Origin of the sequence: Embleya sp. NPDC059237 (assembly GCF_042754105.1) — a bacterium.
In the GTDB taxonomy this organism is placed as follows: Bacteria; Actinomycetota; Actinomycetes; order Streptomycetales; family Streptomycetaceae; genus Embleya.
In genome coordinates this window covers 486,913-502,830 of sequence record NZ_JBHZAE010000006.1, presented here as the reverse complement: position 1 = coordinate 502,830, position 15,918 = coordinate 486,913, and the positions used below count along the sequence as shown (strand labels likewise).

At 72.2% G+C, this 15,918-nt stretch carries 15 protein-coding genes; 10 read left to right on the top strand and 5 right to left on the bottom strand.

All coding sequences use genetic code 11. From position 1 onward, the window contains the following. Positions 1 to 12 precede the first annotated feature (12 nt). Together ACFXKZ_RS21825 and ACFXKZ_RS21820 are read right to left on the bottom strand one after the other, a co-directional pair. Positions 13 to 570, bottom strand: coding sequence for a GNAT family N-acetyltransferase (locus tag ACFXKZ_RS21825; RefSeq protein ID WP_380002568.1), 558 nt, complete (start codon positions 568 to 570; stop codon positions 13 to 15). A gap of 66 nt (positions 571 to 636) precedes the next feature. After that, on the bottom strand, positions 637 to 2,067 hold the full coding sequence (locus ACFXKZ_RS21820; protein ID WP_380002567.1) for an amidohydrolase: 1,431 nt from the start codon (positions 2,065 to 2,067) through the stop codon (positions 637 to 639). A gap of 92 nt (positions 2,068 to 2,159) precedes the next feature. Between ACFXKZ_RS21820 and ACFXKZ_RS21815 the strand changes: the two genes are divergently transcribed. The 7 genes from ACFXKZ_RS21815 to ACFXKZ_RS21785 all read left to right on the top strand — a co-directional run bounded on the left by ACFXKZ_RS21815 (position 2,160) and on the right by ACFXKZ_RS21785 (position 10,253). Then, on the top strand, positions 2,160 to 3,110 hold the full coding sequence (locus ACFXKZ_RS21815) for an alpha/beta hydrolase (RefSeq protein ID WP_380002566.1): 951 nt from the start codon (positions 2,160 to 2,162) through the stop codon (positions 3,108 to 3,110). After that, positions 3,107 to 3,919: an ABC transporter ATP-binding protein gene (locus tag ACFXKZ_RS21810; protein ID WP_380002565.1), complete on the top strand. Its 813-nt coding sequence runs from the start codon at positions 3,107 to 3,109 to the stop codon at positions 3,917 to 3,919. Before ACFXKZ_RS21815 ends, ACFXKZ_RS21810 begins: the two co-directional genes overlap by 4 nt. Further along, positions 3,916 to 5,730, top strand: coding sequence for an ATP-binding cassette domain-containing protein (locus tag ACFXKZ_RS21805; RefSeq protein ID WP_380002564.1), 1,815 nt, complete (start codon positions 3,916 to 3,918; stop codon positions 5,728 to 5,730). Before ACFXKZ_RS21810 ends, ACFXKZ_RS21805 begins: the two co-directional genes overlap by 4 nt. A 137-nt stretch (positions 5,731 to 5,867) precedes the next feature. After that, on the top strand, positions 5,868 to 7,046 hold the full coding sequence (locus tag ACFXKZ_RS21800; protein WP_380002563.1) for an ABC transporter substrate-binding protein: 1,179 nt from the start codon (positions 5,868 to 5,870) through the stop codon (positions 7,044 to 7,046). A 32-nt stretch (positions 7,047 to 7,078) separates the two neighbouring features. Continuing rightward, positions 7,079 to 7,951 (top strand): branched-chain amino acid ABC transporter permease, encoded by an 873-nt coding sequence (locus tag ACFXKZ_RS21795; protein ID WP_380002561.1) that lies wholly within the window; start codon positions 7,079 to 7,081, stop codon positions 7,949 to 7,951. A gap of 80 nt (positions 7,952 to 8,031) precedes the next feature. Beyond that, positions 8,032 to 9,159 (top strand): zinc-binding dehydrogenase, encoded by a 1,128-nt coding sequence (locus tag ACFXKZ_RS21790; RefSeq protein ID WP_380002560.1) that lies wholly within the window; start codon positions 8,032 to 8,034, stop codon positions 9,157 to 9,159. Positions 9,160 to 9,224: 65 nt separating this feature from the next. Then, positions 9,225 to 10,253 carry an aldo/keto reductase gene (locus tag ACFXKZ_RS21785; RefSeq protein ID WP_380002559.1) on the top strand — a complete coding sequence of 343 codons (1,029 nt, stop codon included), beginning with the start codon at positions 9,225 to 9,227 and terminating at the stop codon, positions 10,251 to 10,253. 238 nt (positions 10,254 to 10,491) lie between these two features. Here the strand turns inward: ACFXKZ_RS21785 and ACFXKZ_RS21780 are convergent, their stop codons facing one another. Then, complete coding sequence (locus ACFXKZ_RS21780; RefSeq protein WP_380002558.1) at positions 10,492 to 11,469, bottom strand: aldo/keto reductase; 978 nt, start codon at positions 11,467 to 11,469, stop codon at positions 10,492 to 10,494. Positions 11,470 to 11,558: 89 nt separating this feature from the next. Here ACFXKZ_RS21780 and ACFXKZ_RS21775 point away from each other — a divergent pair, with 89 nt between their 5' ends. The 3 genes from ACFXKZ_RS21775 (at position 11,559) to ACFXKZ_RS21765 (ending at position 14,240) form a co-directional block, all read left to right on the top strand. Then, positions 11,559 to 12,560 carry a methyltransferase gene (locus tag ACFXKZ_RS21775; protein ID WP_380002557.1) on the top strand — a complete coding sequence of 334 codons (1,002 nt, stop codon included), beginning with the start codon at positions 11,559 to 11,561 and terminating at the stop codon, positions 12,558 to 12,560. Further along, positions 12,557 to 13,309, top strand: a complete 753-nt coding sequence (locus tag ACFXKZ_RS21770) for an SDR family NAD(P)-dependent oxidoreductase (RefSeq protein WP_380002556.1) — start codon at positions 12,557 to 12,559, stop codon at positions 13,307 to 13,309. Before ACFXKZ_RS21775 ends, ACFXKZ_RS21770 begins: the two co-directional genes overlap by 4 nt. A 193-nt stretch (positions 13,310 to 13,502) precedes the next feature. After that, positions 13,503 to 14,240, top strand: a complete 738-nt coding sequence (locus ACFXKZ_RS21765; protein ID WP_380002555.1) for a polyprenol monophosphomannose synthase — start codon at positions 13,503 to 13,505, stop codon at positions 14,238 to 14,240. A gap of 101 nt (positions 14,241 to 14,341) precedes the next feature. Here ACFXKZ_RS21765 and ACFXKZ_RS21760 read toward each other — a convergent pair whose 3' ends face one another. Together ACFXKZ_RS21760 and ACFXKZ_RS21755 are read right to left on the bottom strand one after the other, a co-directional pair. Further along, complete coding sequence (locus tag ACFXKZ_RS21760; protein ID WP_380002554.1) at positions 14,342 to 15,028, bottom strand: GntR family transcriptional regulator; 687 nt, start codon at positions 15,026 to 15,028, stop codon at positions 14,342 to 14,344. Between the two features lie 97 nt (positions 15,029 to 15,125). Next, positions 15,126 to 15,884, bottom strand: a complete 759-nt coding sequence (locus tag ACFXKZ_RS21755) for an alpha/beta fold hydrolase (RefSeq protein ID WP_380002553.1) — start codon at positions 15,882 to 15,884, stop codon at positions 15,126 to 15,128. Positions 15,885 to 15,918 lie beyond the last annotated feature (34 nt).

Below are 15,918 nucleotides of genomic sequence, written 5' to 3'. Positions count from 1 at the left end.
CGGGTGTTCCGGTCAGGCGAGGGCGTTCGCGGCGAGCCATTCGTGCGCGAGTACGGACCAGACCTCGGTGTTCTGCCATGCGCCGCGGTAGAGGTAGTTCTGCCGGAGCAGACCCTCGCGGGTCATGCCGAGTCGTTTGGCCACGTTGATGCTCGGCGCGTTGCGGTCGGACACCTGCCACTCGACGCGGTGGATGCCGCGCTCGCGGATCGCCCAGTCGATGATCACCCGCGATCCGCGCGTGGCCAGACCGTGCCCGGCGGCGGCCGGCTCCAGCCAGCAACCGGCCTCACAGGTGCGGGCGATCGCGTCGAAGGTCCGGAAGAGCACGCCGCCGACGAGAAGGCCGTCCAGCCAGATGCCGTACAGCCGGCCGGTGTCCGTGACGGCCTTGTCGGCGTACGACTGGAGCCATGCCCGCGCGCCGGCGAGGTCGGCGGTGGCGTCGGCCAGGCCGATGTGCCGGCCGACGAACTCCCGGCCGCGATCCATGTGGGCCAGGAACTCCTCGGCCCGCCACGGCTCCAGCGGGCGCAGCTCGGCACCGTCGCCCAGCGATATCGCGAACATTGTCGTCCTCCACGGTGGCCGTTCTCGATCACCGTGATCTTCGCACGAGGGGCCGCGGCCGGCCGCTCACCCCCGACCCGCCGCCTCGTACACCACCCGCCCATCCACCACCGTCAGTTCGACCGGGACCTGCGGCAGCGCCTCGACCTCGACCCGCAGCGGGTCGGCGGCCAGTACGCACAGGTCGGCGACCTTGCCCGGTTCCAACGAGCCCTTCCACGACTCGGCGCCGTCCTGGCGGGCGGGGGCGACCGTGTACGCCTGCAACGCCTCGCGCACGGCAAGGCGTTGGTCGACGCCGCAGACCGAGCCGTCGACGCCGGTGCGGGTCACCGCCGCGACCACCCCGCGGCGCCAGTCCGGGGTCAGCACGGGGGAGTCGGAGCTGAGGCAGACGTCGACGCCCGCGTCGAGCGCGTCGCGGGTGGGACACATCCGGGCCAGGGTGTGCGCGCCGAGCGTGTCGTGCAGCAGGGGGCGCGTCGCCACCGCGATGCCGGGCTGGGTGTTCAGGCCGATGCCGGCCGCGGCCATCTCGGCGAGCGTCGCCGGCGGCAGCAGGTCGCCGTGGATGAGGTAGTGCCGGGCAGGCCGGGGATCGTCGGCCTGCGCCGCGCCGAGGGCGGAGACCACGGCGGCGGAGGTGCGGTCGCCCGTGGAGTGCACGCCGATCTGGTGCCCGGCCGCATGCGCGGCGCGGATCATCCCGGTCAGCCGGCGCAGCCGCTGCGCGGCCGAGTCGCCGTCGATCAGCAGCGCGCCGTGCGTACCGTCGGGGTAGGGCTCGCACACCCAGGCGCTGCGCATCGGCGGGATGCCGTCCGCGAAGATCTTCACGCCGGCCACCCGGAACCAGCCCGGCACCTCGGCGGGGGCGGCGAATTCGCGCAGCCCGGCGGTGAAGGCATCGGCCGAGCCGGGGCCGTCCAACTCGCCGAACAGGAGCAACGCGGTGACCCGGGCCGCGAGTTCGCCCTCGGCGGCCAGTTGCGCGTAGTCGGCAAGCGCGGCGGAGCCGAAGCAGCCCGTGTCGCCGTCGTCCTCGCCCGGGCCCAGGCCGGGTTCGGTGTAGCTGGTGACGCCGAGCGCGGCCAGCAGGTCGCGGGTGCGCAGGATGGCGGCGCGGCGGTCGGCCGAGGTGCGCAGCACGGGCGCGGCCGGCGGCGCGGCGTCGGCAGCGCCGGCGGTGAGCGCGTCCATCAGCAGGTGCGGCCACATCGCGCCGAGCCAGACCCCGTGCAGGTGCGAGTCGTTGATGCCGGGGAGCACTGCGCGCCCGCGCAGCGGGATCTCCCGGGTGCCCGGTCCGATCAGCGGGGCGACCTCGTGGTCGTGGCCGACCCGGACGATCCGCCCGGCCCGCACCGCGATCGCCTGCGCGAGGTGGTCGCCCTCGTCGAAGACGTGTACCCGTCCGCCGGTCAGGACCAGGTCGGCGGGCGCGTCGCCGGCGGGGGCGGCCGGGCGGCGGGCGTTCCACGATTCGCGGTTGCGCACCTTAATTCCTCCTGGGATCTGGACAGGCCCTGCGAGAGCCCATACCGTACACGCAATCAGATACGATTTGCGAGTCGATTGGGAGGCATACGGTGCCCTTGCATCCGGAAGCCCAGCAGATCATCGAGCGCACTCGGATCGGCGAATCCGGCCCCGCCCCCCTCGCCCTCGACGCACAGGCCATGCGCGAGGGCTTCGCGCAGACCTGGACCATGCCGGCCGACCTGCCGGCGGTCGGCGCCGTCGAGGACACCACGATTCCCGGGCCCGGCGGCGACATCCCGGTCCGGATCTACACCCCCGAGGGAGCCGGTCCCTTCCCCGCGCTCGTCTGGTTTCACGGCGGCGGCTGGACCATCGGCTGTCTGGACGAGAACGAGTACGCCTGCCGCACCGTGTGCGCCGGCGCCGCGACGGTCGTGGTCTCGGTCGACTACCGGCTGGCCCCGGAGAACCCCTACCCGGCCGCCGCCGAGGACTGCTACGCCGTGGTCCGCGCGCTGCACGAGGACGGCGCGCGCCGATGCGTGGACGGCGACCGGATCGCCGTCGGCGGGGAGAGCGCCGGCGGCAACCTGGCCGCGGTGGTCGCGCTGATGAGCCGGGACCTGGCCGGCCCGCCGATCGCGCTCCAGGTGCTGGTCTCGCCCGTGGTCGGCCATCCCGACGACGGGCGGCCCTCCTACCGGGACTTCGCCGACGGCTACTTCCTGTCCAAGGCGAGCATGGACTGGTTCTTCACCCAGTACCCGCGCGACGCCGCCGACCTGACCGACCCGTACCTGCTGCCGCTGCGCGCCGACGACTTCTCCGGCCTGCCGCCGGCGCTGGTGCTCGGCGCCGAATACGACGTGCTCCGCGACGAGGGCGAGGAGTACGCGCGGGCGCTGGCCGCGGCCGGCACCCCGGTCGAGGTGGTGCGCTTCGACGGGCTCATCCACGGCTTCTTCGGCCTGCTCGCCACCGACCTCACCGACGCACGGCGCGCGCACGACCTGGTGATCCGCGCGCTGCGGGACACGTTCGACGGGAGAGCGCGGTGAGCACCGAGAGCCCGGCCGGCGCCGAACCCGTGTTGCGGCTGCGCGAGGTGGACATCGACCGGGACGAGATCCCCGTGGTGCGCGGGGTCTCGCTGGACGTGGCCCCCGGCGCGGTCACCGTGCTCCTGGGCGCCAACGGCGCAGGCAAGACCACCCTCATGGACGGCATCGCCGGCCTGGTGCGCACCACCGCCGGCACCATCGAACTCGCCGGCCGCCCGGTACAGAAGCTGCCCGTGTACAAACGCGCCCGGGCCGGCGTCGGCTACGTCGAACAGGCCCGCACCATCTTCCGCACCCTCACCGTCGAACAGAACCTCCTGGTCGCCCGGGCCGGCGCGGGCGATCCGGAACAGGTCTACCGACTCTTCCCCGAACTGGCCCGCCGGCGCACCCTCCAGGCCGGCCACCTCTCCGGCGGCGAACAGCAGATGCTCGTACTCGGCCGCGCCCTGGTCACCGACCCCAAGGTGGTCCTGGTCGACGAGATGTCGCTCGGCCTGGCCCCGCTGATCGTGCGCCGGCTGATGCGCGTGGTCGGCGAACTCGCCGCCGCCGGCCTGGCCGTACTGCTCATCGAGCAATTCGCCAACCTCGCCCTCGACGTCGGCACCCACGCCTACGTGCTGCGCAAGGGCCGCATCGTGCACGACGGACCCTGCGCCGACCTGCGCGGCCGGCACGAGCTACTGCACGAGTACTACTTCGGCTCGACCACACCCGACCCGGGCGGGCCGGCGCCCACCGACCCCGACCGCGCCCTCGACCCACACCCGCTCGACACCCCGATCGGCGGTGGCACCCGATGAAGTCCCGGGCCGCGAAGACCCTTTCGGACCTGGTCGACCCGCGCCGCGCGGCGATCGGCATCGCGCTCGCCGCCCTGGCCTGCGTCGCCGTCCCCGCGATCCTGTCGCCCTACTGGCTCTACCTCGCCATCACCAGCGTGATCGGCGCCGTCGTCATGCAGAGCTACGGCGTGATCGTCGGCCGTGCCGGCGTGATGTCCCTGTGCCAACTCTCCTTCGCCGCGATCGGCGCATGGGTGGTGATGCGGCTCAACCTCGCCGACGCCCCCGGCGGGCTGATCGTGTGGGTGGTCCTCGGCGGCCTCGCCGCCGCCCCGGTCGGCATGCTGATCGGCCTGCCCGCGCTGCGGGTACGCGGCGTCAACCTCGCGGTGATCACCTTCGGCGCCGCGGTGTCCACCGATATCGTGCTGGGCGCCAAGCAGTTCCCCGGCACCGAGGAACTGAAAACCGTGGCCCGGCCCGCCGCCTTCAGCACCAACGCGAACTACTTCGTGCTCGTGGTGATCGTCTTCACCGTGATCGCGCTCGCCCTCGCCGCTCTCGACAAGACCCGACTCGGCCGATCCTGGCTGGAGTTGCGCCACTCCGAACGCATGGCCGCCTCGCACGGCATCTCGGTGGCCCGCAGCAAACTCGCCGCGTTCGCGATCAGCGCCTTCGTCGCCGGGGTCGGCGGCGGCCTGATGGCCGGGCAACTCGGCCTGGTGGTGGCCGGCAACTTCGCCATGGGCCAATCCGTCACCCTGTTCGCCATCGCCATCCTCATCGGCCCGCACCACCCCGAAGGCGCCCTGATGAGCGGGGTGTTCGGGGCCGCCATGGCCACCATCCTGGAGAAGGTCCGACTGCCCCAGGACCTCGGCGGCATCGTCTTCGGCATCGTGCCGATCTTCGCGCTGCGCAGCGGGATGAGCCAGACCGACTTCACCCGCAACCGCAAACGCCTGGCCAAGGCCCGCAAACAACGCGACGCCGCCCCCGCGGCCGACCGGGAACGGGCCGACGCGGGCCCGCCCGCGGAGCGCACGGTCGGCGCCCCGGCCCGGCCCATCGGCACCGGCCCCGCCCTCGAGGTCACCGGCCTGACCGTGCGCTACGGCCCGGTCACCGCCCTCGACGCGGTCGACCTCACCGTGCCCGCCGGCGCCGTGGTCGGCCTGATCGGCCCCAACGGCGCGGGCAAGTCCACCTTCATCTCCGCCGTCGGCGGCTTCCTCGGCACCCTCCCCGGCACGGTCCGCCTCGACGGCGTGCCGATCGACCGACTCGCCCCGCAGGTGCGCGCCGCACGTGGCCTGCGCCGCACGTTCCAGACCACACTGATCGCACCCGAACTCACCCAGTACGAATACCTCGACATCGGCGCCGGCCGCCGCCTGGAGCGGGCCGAGGCCGACGAACTGCTCGAATTCTTCGGCTGTCCCGTCGGTGACCTGCCCGTCTCGATCGTCGACGCCGGCACCCGGCGCCTACTCGACGTCGCCGCCGCGATCGCCGCCCGACCGGCGGTGGCCCTGCTCGACGAGCCCGCCGCCGGACAGTCCGCCGCCGAATCCCGGCGCCTGGCCGAACGATTGGCCCGGGTGCCCGAACGCTACGGCGTGTCCGTCCTGTTGGTCGAACACGACATGGAACTGGTGCGGGTCGCGTGCCGCGAAGTCACCGTCCTGGACTTCGGCCACGTGATCGCCGCCGGACCCACCGAACAGGTCCTGCGCGACCCGGCGGTCACCGCCGCCTACCTCGGCAGCTCCGACACCCCCGACGGCGCGGTCCCCGCGACCGCGATCATCACCCCGACCGGCTGAACCCCGACCGCCCGACCGCCCGACCGTCCCCCGGGGCCGGCGCCCGCTCGCGCCGCCGACCCGGATCCCCCCGGCATGCCTTCGACCGGATCGACCTTCGTGCCGATCCATCCCCCCACGAAGACAAGGACGTTCCCATGAAGCGTTCCCTCGTACGCCGACCGGCCGCGGCCGTGCTCGCGCTCGCGTTCACCCTCGCCGCGACGGCCTGCGCCGCCGACGACGGCAACGACGGCGGCTCCACCAAAGGCGCCATCAAGGTCGGTTCGATCAACGGAATCACGGGGCTGTTCCAGACCCCCGAGGTCCCGCAGGCGGTCAAGGCCGTCTTCGACGAGGTCAACGCGGCCGGTGGGATCAACGGCCGCAAACTCGAACTGATCAGCAAAGACGACGCGATGAATCCGCAACGCTCCACGGAGAACGAGGTCGAACTCGTGCAGTCCAAGGGCGTGGTCGCCCTGGTCGGCTCCTCCAGCGCGGTCGACTGCGGGGTCAACCGCGCCGCGTACAAGACCGCGAAGATCGTCTCCATCCCGGCCGTCGGCGTCGACCCCGCGTGCTTCAACAGCCCCGACATCGCCCCGGTCAACCCCGGCCCGTTCAAACTGCTCACCGCGATGCTCTACTACGCCTCCGAGACGCTGCACCACGACAAGGTCTGTCTCTACTACACGACCCTGCCCGGCAGCGGCGGCGGCATCAGCGACGCGATCAAGGAGTGGGAGACCCTCACCGGCAAACAACTCGCCGCCAAGGACACCGCCGTCGGCGAAGGCGACCCCACCCCGCACCTGATCGCCGCCAAGCAGGCCGGCTGCCAGGCCGTGCTCTACAACGCGCAGGTCGGCCCCTGGTTCGCCCAGGCGCAGACCCAGGGCATGCAAAACGTCGACTTCATCATGGGCGCGAACAGCTACACCGACGCCAACGCCAAGCTGGTGCCCTCGGGCATGCGGGCCTACGTCGGCACCGAATGGCAGCCGTACACCGACACCACCCTGCCGGGCAACGCGCGCTGGGCCGAACTGATGGACAAGCGCGGCATCCAGCGCACCGCGTTCAGCCAGGGCGCGGTAATGGCCGCCGACGTCTTCGTCCAGGTGCTCAAGGGCATGAAGGGCGACATCACCCGCAAGACGGTCACCGAGGCGTTCAAGAAGATGAGCCCGATCGACTACCCGATGGTCGGCTCCCCCTGGGTGTTCGGCCCCGACGACAAGCACAACCCGGTCCAGGGCAGCCGGTTCGTCAAGGCCGTCGACGGCAAGTGGCAGGTACTGCCCGAAGGCTTCATCGTGCCGGGCAAGAAGTAGCCGCGCGGATCGCCCGAGAACGAGGTGTCGACATGCTGAACTCTGTGATCGCGGGCCTGAGCAGCGGCGGCGGCTACGCCCTGCTGGGACTGTGCGTGGTGTTGACCTACCGACTCGTGGCCGTGGTGAACTTCGCGATGGCCGCGGTCGGCGCGATGGGCGCCTTCACCATGGTGTCGCTGACCGACGACGGCCTGAACGTGTGGCCGGCGCTGCTCCTGGGCGTCGCGGTCAGCGCGGCGTTGTCCGGCGTGCTGGGTGCGGTGCTGATCCGCTGGTTCGGCGAGCACAACGAGCGCACCAAGGCCGCGGTGACGGTGGCCGTGTACGTCGCGGTGATGGCGGTGGGCCTGCGGCTGTTCGGCGCCACCTCCACCGGCGCGCGCCGCTTCCCCGCGCCCTTCGACGGGGCGGTGTTCCGGATCGGCGACGTGGTCGTGTCCTGGGCAGTGGTGGTTTCGCTCGCCTTCGCGGTGGCCATCACCGTCGGCGTCGAGGTGATGTTGCGCCGGACGCTGGTCGGGCTGCGCCTGCAGGCGTTGTCCGAGCGGCCCGGCACCGCCCAGGTGGTCGGCATCTCCGCGCCGCGCCTGGCCACCGCGGTGTGGGTGGCGATCGGCGCGCTGACCGCGCTGGTGATCATCCTGGTCGCGCCGCGTCTGGGCGGCGACTTCTCTACCCTGGGCAAGCTGATCGTCACCGCGCTCGCCGTCGCCATGGTCGGCGGGTTCCGCAATCTGCCGCTGACCCTGGGCGGCGGGCTGCTGCTCGGCTGCCTGGAAGGCGTCTCCGCCTCGTTGAGCGAGGTGCGCGAATACCGCGGCGTCATTCCCTTCCTGGTGATCCTGGTGCTGCTGTGGTGGCGCAGCCGGCACGAGGTGTGGGACACCGCGCACAGCCGATGACCCGGAGCCGATGCGCGCACGGTCGACGACCCGGACCCGAGGCGCGCACGGTCGACGACACAAAGAACCGGAGAGTGTTGATGATCATGGGAACCCGGGCCGTCCCGGACGGCTCCACCCGCGCCGCGGTGTTGCGCGTGCACGAGGAACCGCTGACCCTGGAGGAGATCGGGCTGCCCGAACGCTGCGAGCCCGGCGCGGTGTTGGTCCGGATCGGCTGCGCCACGCTGTGTGCCACCGACGTGCACCTGTGGCGCGGCGCGATGAGCTTCCCGGGCATGTTGCCGATGGTGCTGGGCCACGAGATGACCGGCACCGTCGAGGCGGTGGGGGTGGGCGCCACCGATGCGCTCGGCCGGGTGTTGCGGGTGGGCGATCGGATCGGCTGGTCCGAGTCCACGTGCGGGACCTGCTACGCCTGTACGGTGCTGCGCCGGCCGGTGGGGTGCGTGGACCGGGGCTACGGGTTCCGCCAGCGCGCGGACCAATGGCCCTACGCCACGGCCGGGTTGGCCGAGTTCGCCTATGTCGGGCCGCGCGCGGAGAAGGTGGTGATCCCGGACGACGTGCCGGACACCTGGGCCGCGTGCGCGGGATGCGCGGTCAAGACCGTGCTGCACGCGTTCGACCGGGCCGGCGGGGTGCGGCCCGGGGCGTCGGTGGTGGTACAGGGCGCCGGGGCGCTCGGCATCGTGGCCGGGGCGATGGCGCGGGCGGGCGGGGCCCGGACGGTGATCACGATCGGCGCGCCCGAGGCCCGGCTCGACCTGGCCCGGGAGTTCGGCGCGGACCTGACGCTGGGCCTGGCGGTCGACGCGGCCGAGCGGCGCGAGGCGGTACGTGAGGCCACCGGGGGGCGCGGCGCGGACCTGGTGTTGGACCTGGCCGGGGCGCCGGGGGTGGGCGCGGAGGCGGTCGATCTCGCCGCGTTCGGCGGCACGTTCGTGATCGTCGGCAGTACCGGTCCAACCCCGGAGCGGTTGCCGCTCGGGACCGTGATGGGCAAGGAACTGAACGTCGTCGGCTCGCTCAACGGCGATGTCGGCGACTACCACCGGGCCGTCGAGTTCCTGCGCGACTTCCGTGACCGGTTCGCGTGGGATCGGCTGTTCGCCGCTCCGGTCGGGCTGTCGGGCGCGACCGACGCGCTCGCGGCGATGCATCGGCAGGAGCAGGTCAAGGCGGTCGTGCACCCCTGGCTGCCGTGACGTCCCGTATGTCCCCGAGATCGATGGCCCGCGAGGATGTTCGCGGTGCCGAAAGGACCATTGCAATGGGTGAGACTTCGAAGGACTCGGCGTCGGTGGCTGCGGCGTCGGAGGCCGGCGGGCGGAGTGCGGGCTCCGACGCGATCGTGCCGCGGCGTCGGTTGGGTGCGGACGGGCCGCAGGTGCCGCTGTTGTCGTTGGGGTCGTGGCACACCTACGACCGGATGGACTTCCACGACGCGGTGGACCTGGTCACGCAGGCGGTGGAGTGGGGGGTCAACCTCTTCGACGTCGCGGTGTACGGGATTCCCGGGCAGCGGCCGGTGTTCACCGACGTGTTGTTCTCGGCGATCGTTCGGGCGGCGGGACTGGCCCGTACGGACTACCAGTTGTCGACCAAGATCTGGTTGGAGGGGTATCCCGCGCAGTCGTTGCGCGAGCAGGTGGAGCGGGCGATGTTCCGGGCCGGGACGGACCATGCCGACCTGGCGATCCTGGGGGACATCCGGGATCCGGATCTGGATCTGGCCCGACTGGCGGGGGATCTGGCCGAGTTGGAGAAGAGCGGGCTGATCGGGCACTGGGGGGTGAACAACTGGTCGGCGACCGCGATTCGGACCATCGGGGGGCATGCGCTCGCCGCCGGGTCGCCGGGGCCGCAGGTGGCGCAGCTCAAGTACAGCCCGTGCCGGCGCTCGATCGCGGACGGTGCGCCGTTCGCGGAACTGTTCGCGGCGGGGCTGTCGTTGCAGGCGTCCGATGTCCTGGAGGGTGGGATTCTGGCGGGCAAGGTGGCGCCGGCGCGGGAGATCGGGCGGGATCCGGGTGGGGTGCGGGAGCGGATCATCGCCTCCGCGCCCGGGATCGCCGAGGTGGCGGCGGATCTGGGCGCGACGGCGGCGCAGGTGTGCGTGGCGTTCGCGCTGTCGCATCCGGCGACGGTGAGTGTGCTGTTCGGCGCGACGAAGGTGTCGCAACTGGCCGACAACATCGGGGGGTTGCGGCTGCTGGAGCGGGTCGGGGCGACGGCGTTGCGGGCGCGCCTTGTGCCGTTTTACGCGGACCGCGAGGTGGTGTCCCCGGAGGGGCCGTGAGCGTTCGGCCGACGCCGGGTGTCGGTTGACCTGGGTTGGCCTCAAACGCCGGCCGGGCTGTGGGGGGTTCGGTTGACGTTAGGTGTCGGTTGACTTGGGTTGGCCTCAAACGCCGGCCGGGCTGAAGGGGGGAGTCCGGCCCGCGTTTGGGGGTTGGTTGGGGTGGGGTGGCTTCGAGTGCCGGGCTGGGGTGAACAGGGGAGCCCGGGCGGTTTTGGGTGCCGGTCGGGGGGCCCGGTCAGGTGCCGGAGGCTGCCGGGTCGATGATGTCGGCGTCCACCCAGATGTCCGCGAGGGAGTCGCGGAGGGTGGTGCCGTGTTTGGTGATGAGGTCCAATGCCTTGAGGTTGTCCTGCCATTGGGACATGCGGCTGGCGCCGAAGAGGACCGTGGCGACCGCCGGGTGGGTGAGGCAGAAGGCGATGGCCAGTTGGGCGGGTGTCGCGTCCAGCTCGGCTGCCGCTTGGGCGAGTTTCGGGTAGACCTCGCGGATGCGGTCGCGGAGGTTGCCGGGGTCGGCGCCGATCTTGCGCCGTGGGTGCAGGTTGCCGGCCAGGATGCCGCCCTCCAGGACGTCGGACGCCTGCAATGCCATCCCGTCGGCGAAGAGTTCGGCGAACGGCGCGCCCTCGGCCACCGCCCGGCGGGCCGGGCTGTACTTGAGTTGGGCGAACGTCGGCGGGGTCAGCCCCTCGGCGGCGGCGAACCGGCGGGCGGTCCACACGTCGCGCGCGGACCAGTTGTTGACGCCCCACGCGGTGAACCGGCCCACCGCGATCTGTTCGGCGACGTCGGCGACCACGGCCGGGATGGGCAATTCGCCGAAGAAGTCGCCGACCACGACCAGGTCGGCGCGATGTGTACCGATCCGGTCCAGCGCGACATCAAGTTGCTCGGCGAAGCCCTTTTTCGGGTATTCCCAGAGCCAGAGCTTGCCGCACAGCAGCCAGTCCTCGCGGGCCACGCCCGCCTCGCGGATCGCCTCCCCGAAGATCAGGTCCGTGCGGGCGTTCTCCGCGTGCGGGCCCATGTCGTAGTGCGCGACGTCGAACAACTCCACGCCGTGCGCCAGCGCGTCCAGGATCAGCGCGACGGCGTCGGCGGGCCGCATCCGGTCCCACGTGTTCCACGAGCCGAGGCCCAGGACCGGTACGTCGGGGCCGTGCGCGCCGAGGCGGCGACGGGGCACGGGGCTGCTGCCGGGGGAGCGCGTCACGGGTCCTCCACGAAGATCGGCATTGTTGATGGCATCGGTAATCATATAGCATTCCAGATACCAACTTCCTGCCCCTCGAGGAGATCCGCATGCCAGTTCCCTCGGACGCCCGGGCCGCGGTCGATCCGGCTCCCATCGTCGACGTCGCGATCGGATACATGGCCGCCAAGCAGCTGTTCGCGGCCGGCGAGGCCGGACTGTTCGCGGCCCTGGCCGACGGCCCCGCGCCGCTCGACGAGATCGTCGCCCGTACCGGACTGCCCGCGCGGACCGCACTGATCCTGGCCGACACCATGGTGGGCCTGGGCCTGTTGGAGCGCGGCGACGCCGGCTACGCCAACTCGCCCGCCACCGCGCACCATCTCGCCGGGTCGGGGGAGGGGGTGGACCTGCGCCCGTTCCTGACCTTCCTCGACGGCGTCAGCTACCCGCACTGGCTCGGCTTCGGCGAGACCTCACGCACCGCCCGCCCCGCCCCGCTGGACCTCGGCGGCGACCGGCTCGGCACCTTCCTCGGCGGTGTGATGACCTACAACGCGCTGCACGCGGCGATGCTGGTCCGGTGCTACGACTTCGGCGGCCACCGGCGGGTCCTGGACCTGGCCGGGCTGTCCGGGTCGTTCCTGGCCGAGGCGTTGCGCGCGCACCCCGAGCTGTCCGCGACGTTCATGTCCGACGGCGACCTCGTCGGGCACGCGGAGAACACCCTGGCCGCCGCCGGCGTCGAGGACCGGGTCGAGGTGATCGGCGGCGATCCGCTGTCCGGCGAGGTGCCCACCGGGTTCGACCTGGTGCTGCTCGAACACGTGGTGCACCGCTTCGACACCGAGCACAATCGGCGGATCGTGGCGGCGGCGCGCAAGGCCGCCGAGCCCGGGGCCCGGCTGCTACTGCTCGACTTCTTCCTGGAGCCGACCGGGACGCCGCGCCTGATCGACACGCTGCACGCCGGGGAGTACCTGGTCATCGACGGCACCACGGTGTATCCGCGGGCCGAGGTCGAGGAATGGCTCGTCGAGGCCGGCTGGCACCCGGTGGACGTGCTCGAACTGCCCGGCAGCCCCCGGGTGATCGTGGCGGAGGCCCGATGACCGCCCCGGACGCGCGGCCGGGGCGGGTGGTCGTGGTCACCGGCGGCGCGAGCGGGATCGGCGCGGCCGTCGCCCGGGCCTTCGCCGAGGGCGGCGACCGGGTCGTGATCGCCGACATCGACGCCGCCGCGGCCGACAAGGTGGCCGGGGAGATCGGCGGCACCGCGGTCGCGATGGACATCACCGACTCCGCGTCGGTGGCCGCGGCCCTGGATCGGGTGCTCGTCGAGGTGGGCCCGCTCGCGGTCCTGGTCAACAACGCCGGCCTGGTCGCGGGCGGCGGACTCCTGGTCGACCTGCCGATCGAGGTGTTCGACACCGTGGTGGCGGTCAACCTGCGCGGTACGTTCACCGTCACCGCGGCGGCGGCCCGCCGGATGATCGCCGAGGACGCGGGCGGGGCGATCGTCAACATCAGCTCGATCGGCGCCCGGCAACCCACCGCCGGCCTCGGCCACTACGAGGCCACCAAGGCCGCGGTGGACGCGCTCACCCGCACCGGCGCGATCGAGCTGGCCCCGCACCGCATCCGGGTCAACGGCGTGGCGCCCGGCCCGGTGCACACCCCGATGACGGCCGGCCTGATGGACGACCCTCAGGCCCGGCGGGCGTGGGAGTCCCGGATTCCGCTCGGCCGCATCGCGGTCCCCGAGGACGTCGCCCCGCTCGCGGTGTTCCTGGCCTCACCCGCCGCCGCGCACATCACCGGCACGATCGTCCAGGTCGACGGCGGCCAACTGCTGGTCTGAGCCCGGCCACGGCGACCGGGAGCCACTCCCGGTCGCCGTGCCGCCGGCCGCGCGCGGGCGGACACGCCGCCCGGATGCGGACGGCCGGCGCCCGTGCGCCGATAGACTCGCGCCTCATGCACACAGACCTGTCGTCCGCCGGCGCCTGGACGCCGCCGCGCGATGTTCCGGGAGATCGCGCGGGAACCGAATCGTGGTAGAGACCTTCGCGAGGATCGTCGTCGTCGTTCCCACCTACAACGAGCGGGAGAACCTGCCCGTTCTGGTCGGCCTGCTCGCGGAGTCGGGCCTGCCGAACCTGCACGTGCTCGTGGTGGACGACAACTCGCCCGACGGGACCGGCGAGGTGGCGGACAAGCTCGCCACGGAGTCCTCGGGGTTCGTCGGGGTGTTGCACCGCAAGGAGAAGGACGGGCTGGGCCGCGCCTACGTCGCGGGGATCACCCGCGCGCTGGACGAGGGCGCCGACGTGGTGATCCAGATGGACGCCGACCTCTCGCACCCCGTCGCGGTGATCCCGACCATGCTCGACACGCTGCGCACCGGCGACGCCGCCGTGGTGATCGGCTCGCGGTACGTGCGCGGCGGCTCGACCGCCGCGGAGTGGGCCTGGTACCGCAAGGTCCTGTCGACGTGGGCGAACCACTACGTCAACGCCATCCTGCGGCTGGGCGTGAAGGACGCCACCGCCGGGTTCAAGGCGTGGCGGGCGTCGGCGCTGCGGGCGATCGACCTGCCGTCGATCCACAGCAACGGATACTCGTTCCAGGTCGAGATGAACCACCGCACGGTCAAGCGCGGGCTGCGGATCGTCGAGGTGCCGATCCGCTTCGAGGAACGGGCCGAGGGCGCGTCGAAGATGAGCCTGGCCGTGCAGATCGAATCCGCCCTGACGCCATGGAAGTTGCGCTTCGGGCGCAAGGTCGGCTGACGGCGCGACCTCGCTCCGGCCGCGGCCGGCGTACCCGGGCCCCGGCCGAACCGGCCGGGGCTTTCGGCGCCCCGCGGCCGGTCCGAACGGGGCTTCGGCCGCTACGGCGTCCCGGTCTTGGCCTGGTGCAGGGCCGCCGCGGTGGCGATCTTGTGGGCGCAGGCCGCGCGTTCGATCTCCCCGGGGTCGGCGCCGCCGCCGATCAGGTCGAGCAGATGCTCGTGTTCGCGCACCGAGGTGCGGGCCCGGCCGGGGACGTAGGTGAAGGTCGAGCGGCGCATGTGGTCCAGGCGCGCCCACTCGGATTCGAGCAGCGCGTTCAGGTGCCGATCGGGGCAATGCGCGTAGAGCGAGAAATGGAACCTCCGGTTGAGCGCGGTGAACGCGGTCGGGTCGAAGTCGGCCAGCGCCTCGATCATCCGGTCGTTGATCGCCCTCGCCTCGGCGATGTTCTCGGGGCTCATCAGCGGCGCCGAGATCGCCGTCGCGTAGCCCTCGAGGCGGGCCAGCACGTTGAGCGAGTGCTCGACCTGCGAGCGGTCGAACACGGCGACCCGGGCGCCGACGTTGCGGACGATCTCCACCAAGCCGTCGGACTGGAGCCTGCGCACCGCCTCGCGCAGCGGGATGGTGCTGACTCCCGCCTCGCGGGCGAGCTGGTCGAACACCAGCCGGTACCCGGGGCCGTAGGTGCCGTCCAGGATCCGGCCGCGCAGCAGCTCGTAACACATCTCCGACTTGGACGACTTCGACGCCTTGCTCGCGGCGGTTGCCTTTGCGGGGCTCAACTACGGTCTCCTCAGTCTCGACCGGACACGGTCGCGGGCCGGGACACGGTGTCCCGGCCCGGTGTCATCCGGTGCGGCGCGGTATGCGGCGGGTGGGTCAGCGGCCGACGACCGACACGGCCAAACCCTGGAAGTTGGGGCTGACCAGGACGCCGTGGTGGTCGCCGGTCACCACGACCATGCGTGATCCGGCCGCCGCCGCGACCAACGCGTCGATGTCCCGGGTCATCGGGTCGTCGGTACCGACCACGAACCACGGCGGGGTGTGGCCGGCCCACGGCGTGGGCTCGAAGGGTGTGCTCCGCAGGCCCTCGACACACGTGACCAGCCCGTCGGCGCGGTCGCCCTCGGCGCGGATCAGGCCCGCGATCATCCCGGTGAGCGGATCGGCCGTGGTCGCCTCGCCGCGTACGACCCGGCGCAGTTCCGCGACGTCCACGGCGGCGAACGGCTCGACCGGGCTCATGCCGCCGAACGCCACGCGTCCCACCCGCTCCGGCGCGCGTTCGGCCAATGCCCAGATCAGCCGGGCGCCGAGAGAGTAGGCGATGATGTCGACCCGCTCCGCGCCGTACGCGTCGAGCACGGCGAGCAGATCGTCGACGGTGGTGTTCGCGTCCGCCTCGTCGCCGCTCGTCGGGGCCGGACTGGCGCCGTGTCCGCGCAGGTCCGGCGCGATCACGGTGCGGCCGGCGTCGATCAGCGCCGTCACCATGCCCGTCTCCAACCAGGAGCGGCGAGCGTCGGAACAGAATCCGTGCACGAGCAGCACCGGGGGTTGCTCGGACTCCCCGACGTCTTCGCAGGGCCCGACGCTCGGATAGGTGGTGACGGCGAGGGGCTGCCGTGTGCGCATCCTACTTCTCCACTCGACTATTTCGGATACGATT